The organism is Ideonella sp. FW305-24, from assembly GCF_058788035.1.
Genome location: NZ_JBYTAI010000005.1, coordinates 225,172 through 242,336, shown reverse-complemented (window position 1 = coordinate 242,336; position 17,165 = coordinate 225,172). Strand labels below are relative to the sequence as shown.

At 70.0% G+C, this 17,165-nt stretch carries 14 protein-coding genes; 4 read left to right on the top strand and 10 right to left on the bottom strand.

The window, feature by feature from the left end:
* Both AC3WR5_RS15710 and AC3WR5_RS15705 read right to left on the bottom strand, forming a co-directional pair.
* Positions 1-2,916, bottom strand: a complete 2,916-nt coding sequence (locus AC3WR5_RS15710; RefSeq protein ID WP_492485659.1) for a protein kinase domain-containing protein — start codon at positions 2,914-2,916, stop codon at positions 1-3.
* 22 nt (positions 2,917-2,938) lie between these two features.
* On the bottom strand, positions 2,939-4,414 hold the full coding sequence (locus AC3WR5_RS15705) for a peptide MFS transporter (protein WP_492485658.1): 1,476 nt from the start codon (positions 4,412-4,414) through the stop codon (positions 2,939-2,941).
* A gap of 179 nt (positions 4,415-4,593) precedes the next feature.
* On the opposite strand from AC3WR5_RS15705, the gene AC3WR5_RS15700 reads away from it, so the two are divergent.
* Entirely contained in the window at positions 4,594-5,178 is a 585-nt protein-coding gene (locus AC3WR5_RS15700) for a hypothetical protein (protein WP_492485657.1), read from the top strand.
* Between the two features lie 77 nt (positions 5,179-5,255).
* Positions 5,256-5,693: an acyl-CoA thioesterase gene (locus AC3WR5_RS15695; protein ID WP_492485656.1), complete on the top strand. Its 438-nt coding sequence runs from the start codon at positions 5,256-5,258 to the stop codon at positions 5,691-5,693.
* Here the strand turns inward: AC3WR5_RS15695 and AC3WR5_RS15690 are convergent.
* The 7 genes from AC3WR5_RS15690 to AC3WR5_RS15660 form a co-directional block, all read right to left on the bottom strand.
* Positions 5,666-6,598 carry a 5'-nucleotidase gene (locus AC3WR5_RS15690; RefSeq protein WP_492485655.1) on the bottom strand — a complete coding sequence of 311 codons (933 nt, stop codon included), beginning with the start codon at positions 6,596-6,598 and terminating at the stop codon, positions 5,666-5,668. The genes AC3WR5_RS15695 and AC3WR5_RS15690 overlap by 28 nt on opposite strands.
* 4 nt (positions 6,599-6,602) lie before the next feature.
* Positions 6,603-7,553, bottom strand: a complete 951-nt coding sequence (locus AC3WR5_RS15685) for an SPFH domain-containing protein (protein WP_141291402.1) — start codon at positions 7,551-7,553, stop codon at positions 6,603-6,605.
* Positions 7,554-7,561: 8 nt separating this feature from the next.
* The gene (locus AC3WR5_RS15680) at positions 7,562-8,017 is read right to left on the bottom strand and encodes an NfeD family protein (protein WP_492485654.1); all 456 of its coding nucleotides are present in this window, start codon (positions 8,015-8,017) and stop codon (positions 7,562-7,564) included.
* A gap of 33 nt (positions 8,018-8,050) precedes the next feature.
* A complete protein-coding gene (locus AC3WR5_RS15675) occupies positions 8,051-9,394 on the bottom strand; it encodes a PepSY-associated TM helix domain-containing protein (RefSeq protein WP_492485653.1) in 1,344 nt (447 codons plus the stop codon).
* Positions 9,395-9,405: 11 nt separating this feature from the next.
* Positions 9,406-11,787: a TonB-dependent receptor gene (locus AC3WR5_RS15670; protein ID WP_492485652.1), complete on the bottom strand. Its 2,382-nt coding sequence runs from the start codon at positions 11,785-11,787 to the stop codon at positions 9,406-9,408.
* A gap of 138 nt (positions 11,788-11,925) precedes the next feature.
* The gene (locus AC3WR5_RS15665) at positions 11,926-12,381 is read right to left on the bottom strand and encodes a hypothetical protein (protein WP_492485651.1); all 456 of its coding nucleotides are present in this window, start codon (positions 12,379-12,381) and stop codon (positions 11,926-11,928) included.
* 34 nt (positions 12,382-12,415) lie between these two features.
* Positions 12,416-13,411 (bottom strand): AAA family ATPase, encoded by a 996-nt coding sequence (locus tag AC3WR5_RS15660; protein ID WP_492485650.1) that lies wholly within the window; start codon positions 13,409-13,411, stop codon positions 12,416-12,418.
* A 381-nt stretch (positions 13,412-13,792) separates the two neighbouring features.
* Between AC3WR5_RS15660 and AC3WR5_RS15655 the strand changes: the two genes are divergently transcribed.
* Positions 13,793-15,358 carry a methyl-accepting chemotaxis protein gene (locus AC3WR5_RS15655; protein ID WP_141289995.1) on the top strand — a complete coding sequence of 522 codons (1,566 nt, stop codon included), beginning with the start codon at positions 13,793-13,795 and terminating at the stop codon, positions 15,356-15,358.
* A 79-nt stretch (positions 15,359-15,437) separates the two neighbouring features.
* Positions 15,438-15,926, top strand: coding sequence for a hypothetical protein (locus AC3WR5_RS15650; RefSeq protein WP_492485649.1), 489 nt, complete (start codon positions 15,438-15,440; stop codon positions 15,924-15,926).
* A gap of 15 nt (positions 15,927-15,941) precedes the next feature.
* Here the strand turns inward: AC3WR5_RS15650 and gspF are convergent, their stop codons facing one another.
* The gene (gene gspF / locus AC3WR5_RS15645) at positions 15,942-17,159 is read right to left on the bottom strand and encodes a type II secretion system inner membrane protein GspF (RefSeq protein WP_231010187.1); all 1,218 of its coding nucleotides are present in this window, start codon (positions 17,157-17,159) and stop codon (positions 15,942-15,944) included.
* Between the last annotated feature and the right edge of the window lie 6 nt (positions 17,160-17,165).

Below are 17,165 nucleotides of genomic sequence, written 5' to 3'. Positions count from 1 at the left end.
TCATTGCGCCAACGCCACTGCAGCCTGGCCGTGTGTCGCCCGGATCCGCTTCTCCTCCGCCAGCGCCTCGTTGGCCGATTCGCCGAGCGCGCGCTGGCAGTCGGCGAAGCTGCGCAGTGCATCCGCAAGCGCCAGGCTGCGCGCGGCGTCGTACTCGGCGCGGTGCAGCTTGACGGCCTGTTCCAGCACGGGCCTCGCTTCGGCTGCGCGGTGTTGCGCCAGCAGGGCTTGCCCGAGCACCAGCGTGGCCAGCGCTTCGTGGTCCCGCTGGTAGTCGGCGGATTGGCCTTGCGCGATCTTTTCAAGCGCCTGCCGGGCCTGTCGCTCCGCCTCCGCGGTGTTGCCGGCGGCCATTTGCAGCCATGCCGATTCGGCCATCGTGCCTGCCTTCTCCGAAGGCGCAGGGTCCTTCGGCAGCTTCTTGTCGGCACGCGCCTGCTGGTAGGCGGCCAGCGCCTGCGCGCCTTGCCCTTGCGCGACCAGCAGGCGCCGCTGCGCCGGGCGGAGGAAACCCCCCGCCGGGTAGTTGGCCTTGGTGGCGATGTCCTGCACATGCTGGATCGCGGCGCGCGCTTCGTCGAAGTGGCCGAGGTCGGTCAGGCCCTGCGCCCGGAAGCTCCAGAGCGGCACGGCGAAGTCGGGTGCATCCTTCATTCGGTCGCCCAGCTTCAGCGCCTGGTCCACCTCCGCCAGCCCTTCCTCGGTCCGGCCAAGGGCGATCAGGGCCCGACCGTGCGCGGCCACCATCATCGGCTTGGCCAGGCCCATCTGAAGCTCGCCAGTGAGGCCGAAGCGGTAGGCCGGCTCGACCACCGCCAGGCTCTCGTGGAAACGGCCGGTGTCGTAGAGGAAGTTGGCGAAGGTTGCCTCGGTGAAATGGATTTGCCCCGGTGCCGCGGCGGTTCGGTGCCCGATCTCCAGGCTGTGCGCGAAGCTGGCCCGGGCCTGGTCATACGCGCCAAGCGCGCGCTGCACGTTGCCCAGCGTGATGTAGGCGGTGAACAGCTGGCTGGCACCGAACTCGGGATGGGCTTCACCCAGCGCGATCGCTTCGGTCAGCGCGTCGCGTGCCTGTTCGTTGTGGCCGACGTAGGAAGCATTCTGGCCCAGCCACTGCAGGGCCAGCCCGAGGTCGGCGGTGGGCGGGCCGCGCCGCGCGATGGCGACCGCCCGGCCTGCCGCCGCCTCGCCATGCGTTGGGTCCAGGCGGGCGTCCAGCGCGGCTTGCCGCAGCTCAATGCGAAACCTCGCCTGCGAGCTGTTGTCGTGGCGAGCGTCGAGGATGGCCGCGCCGTCCTTCAGCAGTTGCTGCGCCTCTTCGCGGTGCTCCTGCTGCGTCAGCGCGGCGGCCGTGTCGGCCATTGCGAGCACGGTGTCGTCGCTCTCGGGCCCCGTCAACTCGCGCGCCAGTGCCAGCCGCTTGCGGCACAGCGCGAGCTGCTGTGCTTCCAGCTGCATGTCCTCGGACATGGACGCCAGGATTTTCAGCAGCCGCAGGCGCGCAAATGGCGCGTCCCTCAGCTCGGTGTCAATGCGCTGGGCGCCACGGTTCAGCAGCTCGCTGGCGGTGGTGTTGCGGGCCTTGGCAGGGTCGGCCTGGTCCGCGCTGTTGGCGGTGAACACGCTTTCGAGGAACTGCTGCACGGCGCGGGCGGCATCCGCCTCGTTGCGCGCCAGCCTTGCCTGCCAGACCGCGACCGACGCGCCCGCCACCAGCGCCACCGCCACCAGGCCGCCCGCGGCCACCTGCAGCCGGTAGCGGCCGACGAACTTGGCGAAGCGGTACGACAGCCGGTCCGGCCGGGCCTCCACCGGTTCGCCCGCCAGGTGCCGCCGCAGGTCCTGCGCAAACGCGTCCATCGTCGCGTAGCGCTGCGCGGGCTGCTTCTTCAGCGCCTTGTGCAGGATGGCGTCCAGGTCGCCCTTGAGCTGCCGGGCCAGCGTTGGCGTGTCAGCCACCTGGCTGGCCAGCGCGGGTTCGACGGAGGCGATGGCCTCCTCCAGTTGCGCCGCGCTCGCGCGCTTGAGGCGGTACGGGCGGCCGCCGCCGGCCAGCAACTCGAAGGCGACCACCGCTGCGCTGTAGATGTCGCTGGCCGTGCCCAGCGGCTCGCCGGCGATCTGCTCGGGGCTCGCGTAGTCCGGCGTCAGCGCGCGGCCGTGGGCGGCGGTCAGCCCGGTTTCCTGCGTTGCTTCGCCGGCCTGCAGCAGCTTGGCGATGCCGAAGTCCAGCAGCTTCACCTGGCCGTCGTTCGTGACGAGGATGTTGCTGGGCTTCAGGTCGCGGTGCACCACCAGCTTGGCGTGGGCGTGGGCGACGGCCGCCATCACCTGCAGCAGCAGGGCGATGCGTTCGCGCAGCGGCAGCGCACGCTCGCGGCACCAGGCATCGATCGGCTCGCCGTCGATCAGCTCCATGGCCAGGTAGGGCCGCCCCTGGGCATCGGCCCCGGCGTCGTAGAGGCGGGCGATGTGCGTGTGTTCGAGCGAGGCGAGGATCTCGCGCTCGCGGGCCAGGCGTTCGGCAAAGGCATCGCCCCAGACGGCCCGCGGCAGCTTCAGTGCGACCTGCCGCTTCATCAAACCGTCGGCGCGCTCGGCGATCCAGACGGCGCCCATCCCGCCGAGCGCGAGCCGTTCCACCAGCCGGTACGGGCCGACGCTGCCGCCAGGCGCGAGGCCTTCGCCCGCGTCGGCCGGCATGGCGTGCAAGGCCGGCGGCTTGGCCAGGAAGTCGCCCGACTCGATCTTCGACTGCCCGGCGAGCAGCGCATGCAGCGCTTCGCGGTGGTCCGCGTCCGCGCCTGACAGGCCGGCCAGCCACGCTTCGCGCTGCGCCGGCGGCAGCGACAGCGCTTCGTCGAGCAGTCCGCTGATGGCAGCCCAGTTGGACGAGAACTTGTCGAGCTTTTTCATCGCGTCTTTCCCGCGGGGGCGATCAGCTTTCGCCTGACGTGTGCCGGGTCAACCGGTTCAGCCAGGGCGTGAGGCACAGCAGCAGCAGTCCGGCACCGATGGAGCTGCCGTAGAGGAACACGAAAGGCGGGATGCCGCTGCCGGCCAGCAGGCCTTCGAGCGAGCCGGCCAGGTAGTTGGCCACGCCGGTGGCCGCCATCCAGCAGCCCATCAGCAGGCCGGCCAGGTGGCGCGGCGCCAGGCGCGACGTGAGCGACAGGCCGACCGGCGACAGCATCAGCTCGCCCAGCGTGTGCAGCACGTACACGACCACCAGCCACAGCGGGCCGACATGGCCGAAGGCCTGCGCGCGCTGCTGCGCAATCGCCATCACGACAAAACCCAGGCCCAGCGTGATCATGCCCAGCGCCATCTTGGCCGGGTCCGGCAGTGCGTAGCGCGAGCGGTCCAGCCGGGTCCACAGCGCGGCGAAGGCGGGGGCCAGCAGGATGATGGTCAGCGGGTTGACGAGCTGGAACCAGGTCGCCGGGATCTCCCAGCCGAAGAGATGGCGGTCGGTCTGCTCGTCGGCAAACAGCGTCATCGTGCCGCCGGTCTGCTCGTAGCCCAGCCAGAAGAAGATCACGAAAAAGACGATGACCGCGATGGCCAGCACGCGCTGGCGTTCGACCGGGCTCAGGGCCGGCCGGGCGGTTGCAGCGCCACGCTGGCGCCGGCCGCTGAACCACAGCACCAGCACCACCGCGGCCACGCCCAGCACCAGCTGCAGCCCCATCGGCACGCCGCTGAGCAGCCTTGACACCTGCATCACCGCCAGCACCAGCAGCAGGCTGCCCGCGCAGAAGGCCAGCACCAGCGGCAGGTGCTGGCGCGTCACGCCGGTCTGGTCTTCGCGCAGCCCGGCGCGGCCCAGCAGCGGCTGCAGCCACAGCATGGCCACCAGGCCCAGCCCCATGCCCACGCCGGCGCTGGCAAAGCCCCAGTGCCAGCCATAGACCTCGCCCAGCGTGCCTGCGCCCAGCGGTGCCAGCAGCGAGCCGACGTTCACCGCCATGTAGAAGATCGTGTAGCCGCCGGCGCGGCGTGGATCGTCCGGGCCGTCGTACAGCAGGCCGACCATGGACGAGGTGTTGGCCTTGAACAGCCCGTTGCCGACCACCAGCAGCCCGAGTGCGACGAACAGCAGCGGCTCGAAGGCCATTGCGAAGTGACCCAGCATCATCACCGTGGAGCCGATGATGGAGGTCAGCCGTGCGCCCAGCCAGCGGTCCGCGATGTAGCCGCCCAAAAGCGGCGTCAGGTAGACCAGCCCGGTGTAGAGCCCGTACAGGCTCAGCGCCTCGGCGCGCGGGTAGCCCAGTGCCTTGGTGAGGTACAGCACCAGCAGCAGCCGCATGCCGTAGTAGCTGTAGCGCTCCCACATCTCGGTCAGGAAGATGACCTTCAGGCCGGGTGGGTGGCGCACGGGTTCGGTGCTGGCGGGCAGGGTGGTGTTCAAGGTGCGGTGGGCTGAACGTGGAGGTGACCGGGCGCCGGGTTGGCGCGGCCGCATTGTCACCCTGGCCGGCCACTGCGCGGCCTGTGCCGCCGAGGCGACGGTTCGTCGCAAGCAGCTGTAGCGCCAGGGGCTGGTGGCCGAACATGCAGCCATCGAATCCAGTTGCAGGTGCCTCCGCCATGACCCGCTCCAACCCCTTCCACTCCCCCCGCACTTCGGCATTTCGCCCGCTGCGCCTGCTGGCCATCGTGGGCACATCGATCTTGAGCCTGGCCCTGGTGGGCACCACGCTGGCCTGGGCCGAAGGCTTCAAGGCCGGGCTGGCCATCGACGAAGCCGCCACGCCGGCCGACATCGGGCTGCCGCTCTACCCCGGTGCCAAGCCCTGGACCGAGAAGAACGACGAAAAGGATTCGGCGCAGATCCGCCTGTGGGGCGGCAGCTTCGGCTTCACGCTGGCCGCCGGCCAGTTCCTCAGCAGCGACCCGCCAGACCGCGTCGCCGCGTTCTACCGCGAGGCATTGGCCAAGAAGGGCACGGTGCTGGACTGCGGCCAGCCCGGCCAGGTTGACACACCCCTGCCCAAGGCCAGCGGCAGCGACGACGTGCTGCGCTGCAAGAACGACAAACCCAAGCCCGGCGGCCGGCTGCTGAAGGCCGGCCTGTCCAGCCGCCAGTTCCAGGTCAGCCTGGAACCCGGGCCGGACGGCAAGGGCACGCGCATTGGGCTGGTGCGGCTCGAAGCGAAAGGCTTCGAACCTTGAGTCACCCAAGTGGCAGGCCGCATCGGTCGCCGTCCGTATCATCGGCGCCGTGTCTGTCTGCACCAAGCGCCGCGCCGATGAGCTGGGACCTGCCCGATCCGTTCACCCTTGAAGTCGTCCCGCAGCCGCAGGACATCGACGGCCTGGACCACACCAACAACGCCGTCTACGTGCAGTGGTGCGAGCGGGTGGGCTGGGCGCATTCCGAGCACCTGGGCCTGAGCCTGGCCGACTACCGCCGGCTGGATCGCGCGATGGCCATCCGCCACGGCCACTACGACTACCTGCTGCCGTCCTCGCAGGGCGAGGCCCTGCAGATCGCCACCTGGCTCACTGCCAGCGACGGCAAGCTGGCGATGGAACGCCGCTTCCAGCTGCGCCGCACCCGCGACGGGCAGACGCTGATGCGCGGCCGCTGGGACCTGATCTGCATCGAGATCAGCAGCGGCAAGCCGCGCCGCATGCCGCCGGAGTTCGTCGCGGCGTATCAGGCCGCAGTTGTTCCCGTCGCCTGACGCAGCGCGGGGTTGGCAATGCCTGCCGCCACATGGCCGGACGGCACATGCGGCGCGGCGCCCTCGACGTGGCCGGTCTGGTCGTCGAAGAAGAAATCGGGTTCGAATTCGCGCAGGAACGGGCCTTTGGTGAGGCCGCCGAGGAAGAAGGCTTCGTCGATCTCGACGCCCCAGGCCATCAGCGTGCGGATGGCGCGTTCGTGGGCCGGGGAACCGCGGGCGGTGACCAGGGCGGTGCGCAGCGTCATGCCAGTGTCCTCGGCGCTGGCGCGCAGGCGGTGCAGGGCGTCCAGCAGTGGCTTGAACGGGCCGGCGGCCAGCGGGGTTTGCGCCTGTTCGACCTCATGGTCCTGGAAGGCTTGAAGCCCACCGCGCTGGAAGACCTGTTCGGATTCGTCGGAGAACAGCACGGCGTCGCCGTCGAAGGCGATGCGCAGTTCGGTGGGGTGCGCGGCCGAGGCGCGTGCGGCCTGTGGCAGCACACGCGCGGCCGGCACGCCGGCGGCCAGGGCCTGGCGCACGTCGGCCTCGTTGGCCGACAGGAACAGGTGGGCGCCGAGCGGGCGCAGGTAGCGCCAGGGACTGGCGCCGCGGGTGAAGGCACCGCGCTCAATGCCCAGGCCGTAGTGCTGCGCCGAGCGGAACACGCGCAGCCCCGAGGCCGGGTCGTTGCGCGACAGGATCACCACCTCCACCAGCGGCTGCGCGCCGCGGTTGAAGTCCAGCAGCTTCTGCACCAGCGAAAAGGCCACGCCGTGCGCGGCTGGCTGGTCCAGCAGCTTGAGTTGCAGGTCCATGTAGGCGCGGTCGTCGCCGTCCTCGAAGACCTGGTTTTCCTGCTCGAAGTCGAACAGCGCGCGGGAAGAGATCGCGACGACGAGGCGGTTGTCGAGGGAGGCTGGCATGGGCTCAGCGCAGTCCGGTCACGGTGGACGGCGGGCGGGGTGTCGTGTCTTTGGGCGGCTGCTTCATCAGCGCCATCGCGGTGCCGATCAGGCCTGCCACTTCGCTCATGTTGCCGGGCACGATCATGGTGTTGTTCTTCTGCGCCAGCTGGGCATAGGCCTCTACCGCTTTCTCCGCCACCTTCAGCTGCACCGCCTGCTCGCCGCCGGGCGACTGGATGGCCTCTGCCACCTGGCGGATGGCCTTGGCGGTGGCCTCGGCCACTGCGACGATGGCGGCGGCCTCGCCCTGGGCCTTGTTGATCTCGGCCTGGCGCTGGCCCTCGGAGCGGGCGATGAAGGCCTCGCGCTCGCCGGTGGCAATGTTGATCTGCTCCTGCTTGCGGCCTTCGGAGGCGGCGATCAGCGCGCGCTTCTCGCGCTCGGCGGTGATCTGCGCCTGCATCGAATGCAGGATCGCGGCTGGCGGCGTCAGGTCCTTGATCTCGTAGCGCAGCACCTTCACGCCCCAGTTGGCGGCGGCCTCGTCCAGCGACGCGACGACCGCCAGGTTGATGTGGTCGCGTTCCTCGAAGGTCTTGTCCAGTTCCATCTTGCCGATCACCGAGCGCAGCAGCGTCTGCGCCAGCTGGGTGATGGCGAAGATGTAGTTGCTCGAGCCGTAGCTGGCGCGCATCGGGTCGGTCACCTGGAAGTAGATGATGCCGTCGACCTGCAGCTGGGTGTTGTCCTTGGTGATGCAGACCTGGCTGGGCACGTCAAGAGGAACCTCTTTGAGGGAGTGCTTGTACGCGACCTTCTCGATGAAGGGCGTGACGAAGGCCAGGCCGGGGGTCAGCGTGCGGTCGTACTTGCCCAGTTTCTCGACCACCCAGGCGTTCTGCTGCGGCACGATCTTGATGGTCTTGATGATGAAGACGATGGCCACGACGGCCAGCACGAGTGCGATTTCCATGGGCGCTTTCAGAGGGTTGGGGTTGCCGCCGCGGGCAGCGGGCTGAGCACCAGCCAGTTGGCTTCGACGGCGCTGATGCGGTGCGGGCCGGGGGCGGCATGCGCCCCTTCGGCCAGCCTGGCCTGCCACTGGGTGCCGCGGTAGTTCACGCGGGCGCTGCGGTCGGCGCCCCAGGCATCGACCTGGACCTGGTTACCGATGTCGAGGTTGACATCGCGGTTGTGCGAGGGCGCGGGGGCCTGGCGCTGGCGCCCGCGGTGGCGGTGCCACAGCGCGGTGGCGCCCAGCCCGAGCAGGGTCGCAGCCAGCCACTGCAGGCCGGCGGCCAGCCCGGCCAGCGCCGCCAGCGCGCCGCCCGCCGCGCCCAGGGCCAGCATCAGCAGGTAGAAGGTGCCGGTGGCCAGTTCCAGGGCCACCAGGGCCCCGGCGGCCACCCACCACCAGGTCGAAACGGAGAAGTCCATCGGTTCATCCTCTGCCGACGCTTGGCCGGCAGCTCAGTGTAGGCCCGCGGGTGGGTCGGGTCTGTGGCCTTGGGCACCCGCCGGCCAGCACAGCCTGAGGGCCTCGATGCCCAGCATCGCCAGCAGGCTCCAGCCGAACACCGGCAAGGCCCAGGCCAGCGCCGCCATCAGCGGCCACAGCCACAGCGGCGCCTGGCGCAGCTGCCGGCGCTGCAGCGTGGGGGCTGCCAGCTGGCCCCGCGGGCGGCGCAGCCACCACATGGCCAGGCCGGAGACCACCGAGAACACCGCGGCCAGCGCCGTCAGCACCAGCAAGACCTGGTTCCACAGGCCGAACTCGCCACGATGGAAGGGAATGCCCACCGCGGTGGCACGCGAGAGCAGCGGCAGCTGGTCCCAGCCGCTCTGGAACAGCGGCGCGCCGCTGCTTGCGTCCAGCACCAGGTTGAAGCGGGCGGTGGGCTGGCTGCGGTCCTGGTTCTCGACGCGCCAGGTGCCGGTGTCGCCCGCCGGAGGGCTGATCTGCAGGCGGATGTCCGGCGCCAGCGCACGGGCCCGGTCCCAGGCGGCCTGCCAGCCCAGCATCGGCCCGTTGCCGGGGGCCGACTGCAGCGCCTTGGGCGGGCGCGGGCTGTCCTGTCCCAGCTGCTGCTGCAAGGCGCTGAACCTTGCGCCACTGTGGCGTGACCAGGTCAGGCCGGTGACCAGCACCACCGCCAGCACGCCGCCCAGCGCCAGCGCGACGACGGCATGCAGGTCGCGCCAGGTCGCGCGGCCTCTGCCCCAGCGCGGCCTGAGTGCGCGCCAGCCCGGGCCACCGCGGGCCTGCGAGTGCGGCCACCACATGACGATGCCGGTGGCCATCAGCACCAGCATCCAGCTGGCGCCCAGCTCCATGAGCCAGCGCCAGCCGTCGCCCAGCAGCGCGCTGGCATGCAGCTTCTTGGCCCAGGTCCTGAAGCGGGCCAGTTCGGGCAGGCTGCCCAGCACCTGGCCGGTGGCCGGGTTCACATAGACCAGCACGCCGTCGGGCAGGCCGTGATGGTCCGGCCCGTCCGCCATCGCGTGATGCTCATGCGGCTGGCGGGGAGGATTCAGCACGACCTGGGTGCTGTCGTCCGCGGCATGCGGCGGCACCACCTGGCGCAGCGTGCTGCCGGGCTGGCTGGCCAGCCCGGCCTGCACCTGGGCGTCCAGCGGCAGTGGCTGCGCGGCCGGGGCCACGTGGTCCAGCGCGGCGTAGCGCCAGGCCTCGATCTGCGGCGACAGCACGTAGAGCAGCCCGGTGAGCGAGGCGAACAGCACGATGGGCGCGCACAGCAGGCCGGCCCAGAAATGCAGGCGCCAGAAGATGCGCTGCAGCGAGGCGTTGTTCATGGTGGGGGCGCTCACAAGCTGAAGCGCAGCTCGGCGAAGAGCGTGCGGCCGGGGTAGGGGTGGGACTGGTAGGCCGGCTGGTCGGCGACGTTGTTGACGCCCAGCGCCAGTTCCAGCTGCGGGCTGAAGCGGTAGGCGCTGCGCAGGTCCAGCTGGCGCACCTGCGACACGCCGCCGTAGACATTCGGGTTCACGTCCAGGTTGTAGGTGTCGTTGTAGGCCCGGCCTTCGTAGCGCCAACTGGCGGCGAACAGCCAATGGGCTTCGGGCCGCCAGCTGGCCTGCAGCGTGGCGCGCTGGCGCGGCACCCGCAGCCAGCTTTTGCCGACCATGGCCGGGTCGTTGCGGTTGGCGGTCACCTTGCTCTGGAAGTTGTGGGCGAAGCTGGCGTCCAGCGCCAGGCCGCTGAGCCACAGGTCCTGGGCCGACCAGGCCAGCTCCACGCCCTGGGTCTTCACCCGGTCCACGTTCTGCACGCAGGTGTAGCTGCTGGCGCCGGTGGCGGTGGTCTTGCAGACGGCGGGGTCGCTGGTGCTCTGGCGCAGGATGGCGTTTTTCACTTCGTCGCGGAACAGCGAGACGCGCAGGCGCTGGTGCTCCCATTCCTGCTCGGCGCTGAGTTCCGCCGCGTCCGAGGTTTCGGCCTGCAGGTTCGGGTCCGACAGGGTCTGGCTGGTGGCTGTGACGGTGCCGTTGTAGAGCTCTTCCACGTTCGGGAAGCGCACGCCGCGGCCCAAGCTCAGCTTGAGCAGCAGGCTGTCGCTGGCCTGGTAGGCCAGGGCGGCCTTGGGCGAGTGGCCGCGCAGGCTGCGGTCGTCATAGGGCACGCTCACGCCGCTGGCGAGCTGGCTGCCGTCGTAGGCCTTGAACCACTCCTCGCGCCAGCCCAGCGTGAGCTTCCAGTCCTCGGCCAGGCGCCAGCCGTCCTGCGCGTAGAGCGCGGTGATCGTGCTGCGGCCGCGGTAGTCCTGCGAGCGCGTGCCTTCATCGCTGCGCCAGTCGCCATCGGCGCCGACATTGGCCACCGCGTTGTCCAGGTGGTAGGTGTTGCGGTGCAGGCCGAATGCCAGGCTGTGGCGGCCGGCGGTCCAGTCGTCTGCGCTGGGGGTCCAGGTGGCCTGGGCTTCGGCCGTGTGCCAGCCGGTGCCGTCGCGCCGCGTGACGCTGCCGGCGCCGCCCTGAGCGGCGACCGGGTCGGGATTGTTCGCCTGGCGTGCAGCGTCGTCCAGGATGCGGTAGCTCGACAGCACCAGCGAGGCATTCCAGCCCGGGCCGCGGCGGGTCTTCAGGCTGGCGCCCAGTTGCTGGTGCAGCTCGGTGCGGTTGGCCGGCGCGAAGCTGGCGAGCGGGATGCTGAAGCTGTTGCTGCCGTCTGTCACGACGCCGGACCAGACGGTGGCGCCGCTGGCGTCGCGCAGAAAGCTCTGGTCGCGGGTGTGGGTGTCGTTGTGCCACCAGCTGGCCATGGCGCTGGCCTCCAGCGTGGCGCCCAGCTTCTGGCCGGCCCGCAGGTTCAGCGTGTCCTGCACGGTGTGGTCGATGGCGCCTGCGTTGGCGCCGAAGACCGCGCGGCGCAAGCCCTTGGGGTCCGTGTCGTAGACGATGCCGGTGACTGGCGTGGCCGTGCCGCTGGTGGCTGGGAAGCTGCCGTTGGCCGCTGCGGTCACGGTCGCGTATTGCATGGGCTGCGAGGTGGCGTCCTGGTGGTTCAGGTCCGCGCTCAGCCACAGGCCGCTGGCCAGCGCCTGGCCCAGGTGCAGCGAGAGCTGGCCGCTGCCGAAGTTGTCCGCGTGGCCGTACTGGCTGAAGCGCTGCTGGCTGCCGATGAGCCGGCCCGAAGCCTCGAAGCCCTTGGGCACGCGCTGGCTGACGCTGACGGTGCTGCCGATCGAGTTGCCCGGCAGCAGCGCCGAGTACGGGCCGTAGAGCATGTCCACCCGGGCTATGGCCTCGGGCGAGATCATGTTCCAGCGCGGCGCGTCGAAACGGCCGAGGAAGTTGCTGATCAGGTAGCCGTCCAGGTAGACCAGCGCGCGGGACGGCTGCAGCGTGCCGAAGCTGCGGCCGGCGAGCAGCGCGTTGCGGTCGCCCAGGTAACGCTTGCGTACCGTCGTGTTGGGCATGTACTGCAGTGCGTCTTCGGGGTTGAACAGGTTCTGCTCGCGCAGCTGTTCGGCCGTCTTGCTGGCGGTGGCGCTGGGCAGGCTGGCGGGCAGGCCGGTGCGCGAGGCCGTGCCGGTGACGACGATCACCGGCGTGAGCTCGGCATCGCTGGCAACACCCTGGGCCAGGGCTTGGGTGCAGGGGGCTGCGAACGCGGCAGCCCAGGCCAGCAGGTGCAGGGCGACGCCAGGCGGCGCCTGCAGCTGGATCGGCAGGGAGAGGAATGGCATGGTTGAACAGTGATCGGGCAGGCCGGTGCTGGCACGGGGTGGCGCAGGTGCGGCTTGCGGATGGCAGGGCGCCGCCGGGTCGCGGCGCGGCGGCCGGACCCGGGTCAGCAGGAAGGTGGGAGGGCGCGCCGGAGCGCGTCAGGCCGGCAGCGGCGGGGCGTGCAGGCGTGCGCCGAGCCAGCGCAGCAGCGGGTCCGGCCGGCGCGTGGGCCGGGGGACGGGCGGGGCGGGCTCAGGCCGCGCACGGCCCGGCAGCAGCCAGCCGAGCACCGCCAGCAGCAGCATCGCGCCGCCCAGCATGCCGCCGAGCGCACAGTGATCGTGCGCGGTGTTGCCGGTGTGTTGCGCCGGGCCGGCGCTGAGGTCACCGTCCGCCAGCGGGGCCGCGCTGTCGGCGCCCGGGGCTGTCAACGCGATGGTGCGCATGCCGTACACCGAGCAGACTTCGACCAGTTCCACGCCGCGGTGGTGCGCAGCGGCAACCGCCATCAGCGGCACCGCCAGCTTCAGCAGGCACAACGCGACCAGCCACCAACACCATGAGGCGCGGCGGCTGCGGTGCAAGTGAAAGCTGCTGACCATGTCGGCCAGCATTATGTGGTGGGCAGCGGTGTTCGTCGCTGTCAGTTCAGTGCACGAAGCCCATGCGGTTCTTGTTGCCGGAGGCGTTGGGCAGGTCCTTCTCCAGCAGCGTGCCGCGGCTGTCCAGCCGGGCGTTGCCAAAGGCGGTCATCCAGGCGCGGCGCATCTCGCGTGGCGCCATGTCGGCCAGGCGGTCCAGCACGGCCGTGGACGGCGTCTCGTCAAAGCGCTCGCCCCAGGCATGGGCCCCGCGGATGGACGCATACAGCCGGCTGGCGATGGCGCGCGCCGCAGCGGCGTCCGGCATCTGCACCTCGAACACGTTCATGCGGTTCAGGATGGGCTCGGGGATACAGCGCTCGTCGTTGGCGGTGGCGACCCAGATGACCTGGCTGGCGTCGATGGGCACTTCGGCGAATTCATCGGTGAAGCTGTGCGCGGTGTCGTGCTCCAGCAGGCCGTAGAGCGCGCCCAGCGGATCGTAGGCATGTTCGCCGCGGGCCTTGTCGATCTCGTCGACCACCATCACCGGGTTGGCGTAGTTGCCGTCCACCAGGGTCTCGAAGACCTTGCCGGGCCGCGCGCCTTTCCACTGGCTGGAGGCGCCGGAGAGCACCCAGCCGGCGGTCAGCGAGCTCATCGACAGGAAGCCCATGCCGGTGCCCAGCAGCTGGGCGATCTCGCGTGCGAAATGGGTCTTGCCAACGCCCGGCGGGCCGAGCAGCAGCATGGGCGTGATCTCCAGCGCGTCGCGGCTGTCCTCGCACAGCGCGAGCTGGCGGCGCACGGCGTCCAGCACCCCGTGGAAGTTGGGCAGTTCGTCGTAGAGGTGGCCCATGGCCGGCAGGCCGGAAGGCTTGACCTGGAAACGCTCGGGCCCTTTTTCGAGCATGCGCTCGTAGGTGGAGCGCAGCGTTTCGTGTTCCCGGTCGGGCAGCTTGTGCAGCCGTTGCTGCACCTCGGCGACGCGGTAGAGGCTGCGCATGCGGGCAATCGGAATTGCGCCGCTGCTGACCGAAACGAGCTCGTGAGATGTGGACATCAGACCTCCATCCAGGCAATCACCGGCTTGAAACGAGAGGGCCGGCAACTGCATTGCAGCAAATGACCTGCCTGGGCCAGCGCCGGATCAGCGGCGCAAAACCAGGGCTGATCGGGCTCAAGCAAATCGCGAGCCTGCCGGCCGGCTCGCGGCTGGCGCCGACGGGGACCGCTGCAAGAGACCTCATGACAAGTTCGGTGAATTGGCGGCTTCCAGGCGGCTTATCCGGCGCTTGAAACGAGGGGAGTCGCCGAAGAATTCACGCTTCTCCGTTGCTCGCTCGGATCCGCGCCTGGCCGCTGCCATCGCCCCGTCGCCTAGCAAACGGACAAGCCATCTCGTCTCGTTGTTTACCGTCTTTTTTGCCGGAGAAGTTTTTCCATGCCGCAAGCTTCCTTTGCCCGCAAGGGCTCCATCGGGCGCAGGCTCGTGCTGGTGTTGTCCGCCATCCTGGGACTCTCGCTGCTCAGCAGCATCGTTGCCGTGGTGCAACTGCGCCATCTGGGCCAAGAAGTCGAGGTGATGCTCAGCAGCAACCTCAAGGTCGAGCGGGCCGGGTCCGACTGGCTTCGTTACACCACCGCCGGCATCCAGCGCGCCGCGGCCATTGCCAAGAGCAGCGACCCGGCGCTGATCGACTACTTCGCGCCCGCCTCTGCAGCCTCCATCTCCGCAACCAACGACTTGCAGAAGCTCATCGAAGGCGCGCTGGATTCGGCGGATGAAAAGGCGCGGTTCGCCAAGATCAGCGAATTGCGCAAGACTTACCTTGCCGCACGGGAAGAAATCAGCAAGGTCAAAAAGGCGGGTGATGCGGAAGCCGCCACGCGAATCTTCAACGAGCGGTTCGAGCCGTCCTCCAAGCTTTACCTCGAGGCCGTGGGCGGGCTGGTCAAGGTGCAGCGCGATCAGCTGGACGAATCGGCTGCGCGCGTCGAGTCGCTGCGCTCGCGCACCGTCACGCTGCTACTGGCCTGCACCGCGCTGGCGCTGGTGGCTGGCTCTGCGCTGGGCTGGATGCTGATCCGCAGCATCACCGTGCCGCTGCGCCAGGCCGAGCGCGCGGCTCGCGCGATCGCCGACATGGACCTGACCGGCGCGGCGCAAACCAGCTACCGCAGCGACGAAACCGGCCAGCTGCTGCACGCCATCGATGCGATGCGCCAGGCGCTGCGCACCGCGCTGCACGAGGTGCGCGGCGTGGTCGACAGCATCTCCACCGCCAGCACCCAGATCGCCACCGGCAACCACGACCTGAGCGCACGCACCGAGCAGACGGCCTCCAACCTGCAGGAAACCGCCAGCGCGATGGAGCAGCTGACCAGCACCGTGCGCAGCAGCGCCGACGCTGCCTCCCAGGCCAACCAGCTCGCCAGCTCGGCCGCCCAGGTGGCCCAGCGTGGCGGTGCGGCAGTGGCCCAGGTGGTCAGCACCATGGGCGACATCCACCAGTCCAGCAAGAAGATCGCCGACATCATCGGCGTGATCGACGGCATCGCCTTCCAGACCAACATCCTGGCGCTGAATGCGGCCGTGGAAGCTGCCCGCGCGGGCGAACAAGGCCGCGGCTTTGCCGTGGTGGCCGGCGAGGTGCGCAGCCTGGCCCAGCGCAGTGCCGAAGCTGCGCGCGAGATCAAGAGCCTGATCGGCGCCAGCGTCGACAGGGTCGAGTCCGGCGCCCGCCTGGTCGGCGATGCCGGCAACACGATGAACGAGATCGTCGCCAGCGTGCAGCGGGTCACCGACATCATTGGCGAGATCAGCACCGCCTCCACCGAGCAAAGCCAGGGCATTGGCCAGGTCAACCTGGCGGTCACCGAGCTGGACCAGATGACGCAGCAGAACGCTGCGCTGGTGGAGGAGTCGACTGCAGCCGCCGAAAGCCTGAAGGACCAGGCCGGCCGCCTCAGCAGCGTGGTCGGCACCTTCCGCCTGACGGCCGCCTGATCGTCACTTTCGCTCCGCACCCAGGCGCCTTCGGGCGCCTTTTCTTTTGCGCCGCGCCTGTGGTCAGATCGCGGCTGCCATGCCCACCTACCTCACCAGCCGCATCCTGCTCACGCTGGGCGCGCTGTCGCTCTGGTGGTACACCGGCAACCCAATCACGCTGCTGATGGTCTCGCCGCTGTTTGGCGCCTTGTGGACCGGGCCGCTGATCGACGGCATCTCGGCCGCCTTCCGCGGCACCAAACGCATGGCCATGCGTGACCTGGAGCGGCCCGGGCGCAGGCTCTGCGCCTTCCGTGGCCACGGGCTGTGCCTGGACCGCGATGGCGAGGACCAGCTGTGGTTCGAGGCCGAGGTGGTGCGCAAGTTCGGCGTGAAGCTGCCGGCCGAAGCACTGCTGCCAGCCGGGGCGCTGCGCATGCACTTCGGTCACGTCCAGCTCCGCGCCGACCTGCTGGCCGAGCGGCTGTGCCAGTCGGCACCGCCCGAGTCGGTCACGCTGGCATTCGGGCGCTGGTTGCAGCGGGAGTTGAAGGCGGCCGCGACGCGGCGTGCGGCCGGGCGTTAAAGCCCGGCGCGGGTCTTACTTGACCCAGTCGTTCAGTTGGATGATGGGGAGCATCACGGCCAGCACGATGAGCATCACCACGCCACCCATCGCGACGATCAGCAGCGGTTCCAGGATGGTGGCCACCGCGAGTGCGCGGCGCTGTACTTCGCCGCCGAGCTGCTTGGCGGCGCGGTCCAGCATGCGCGGCAGCTGGCCGGTCTGCTCGCCGAGGCGGGCGAACATGGCCAGCAGGCCGGGGAAGCGCTTCTTGGCGGCCATGGCCGAGGCCAGCGGCGCGCCTTCGCGCACCTGGACCAGCGCGTCCATCGCGTCGGCCCGCATCGCGCGATTGCCCAGGGTTTCGGCCGCGGCTTGCAGCGCCTTCAGGATGGGCACGCCGGCGCCTGCCAGCATCGCCAGCGTGCCAGCGAAGCGGGCGGCGTTGTAGCCGCGCGTGAGCCGGCCGATCAAGGGCACGTTCAGCATGCCGGCGTCGAAGCGCTGGCGGAAGGCTTCGTTGCGCAGCGCACGCAGCAGCAGCACCACGCCCACGGTCATCACCGCGACGAAGTAGAGGCCGTAGTTGCGCACGAAGGCACTCACGGCGAGCATGATGACCGTCAGGATGGGCAGGGCGTGCTTGCCGTTGACGAACACCGAGGCCACCTGCGGCACCACGTAGGTGACCAGGAAGGTGACGATGACGACCGCGATCAGCGAGACGATGGCCGGATACAGCATCGCGCCGATCAGCTTGCTGCGCAGCGCCTGGCGTTCCTCCAGGTCATCGGCCAGGCGCTCCAGCACGCCGCCGAGTGCGCCGCTCTGCTCGCCGGCGGCGACCACTGCGCGGTACACGTCGTCGAACTCGCGCGGTGCCGAGGCCAGTGCGCGGGCGAACGGGCTGCCGCCGTTGACTTCGCTCTTCAGGTGGGCGATGAGCTCGCGCTGGCGCGGCTCTTCGGATTCGTCGGCCAGCGCGGTCAAGGCCCGTTCCAGCGGCAGGCCGGACGAGACCAGGCCGGCCAGTTGCCGGGTCCAGACCGTCAGCCCGCTCTTGCTGAAGGCCCGGCGGTTGAACTTGACGCTGTTGCCGGTCGAAGCCTCGACCATGGCCACCAGCGTGACGGTCAAGGGCACCAGCCCCTGGCCGCGCACGGCCGCCCGCGCGGACTTGGCATGGTCGGCCTCGACCAGGCCATTGACCTGCTTGCCGGCGGCGTTGAGGGCTTCGTACTTGAAGGCGGGCATCGCTCA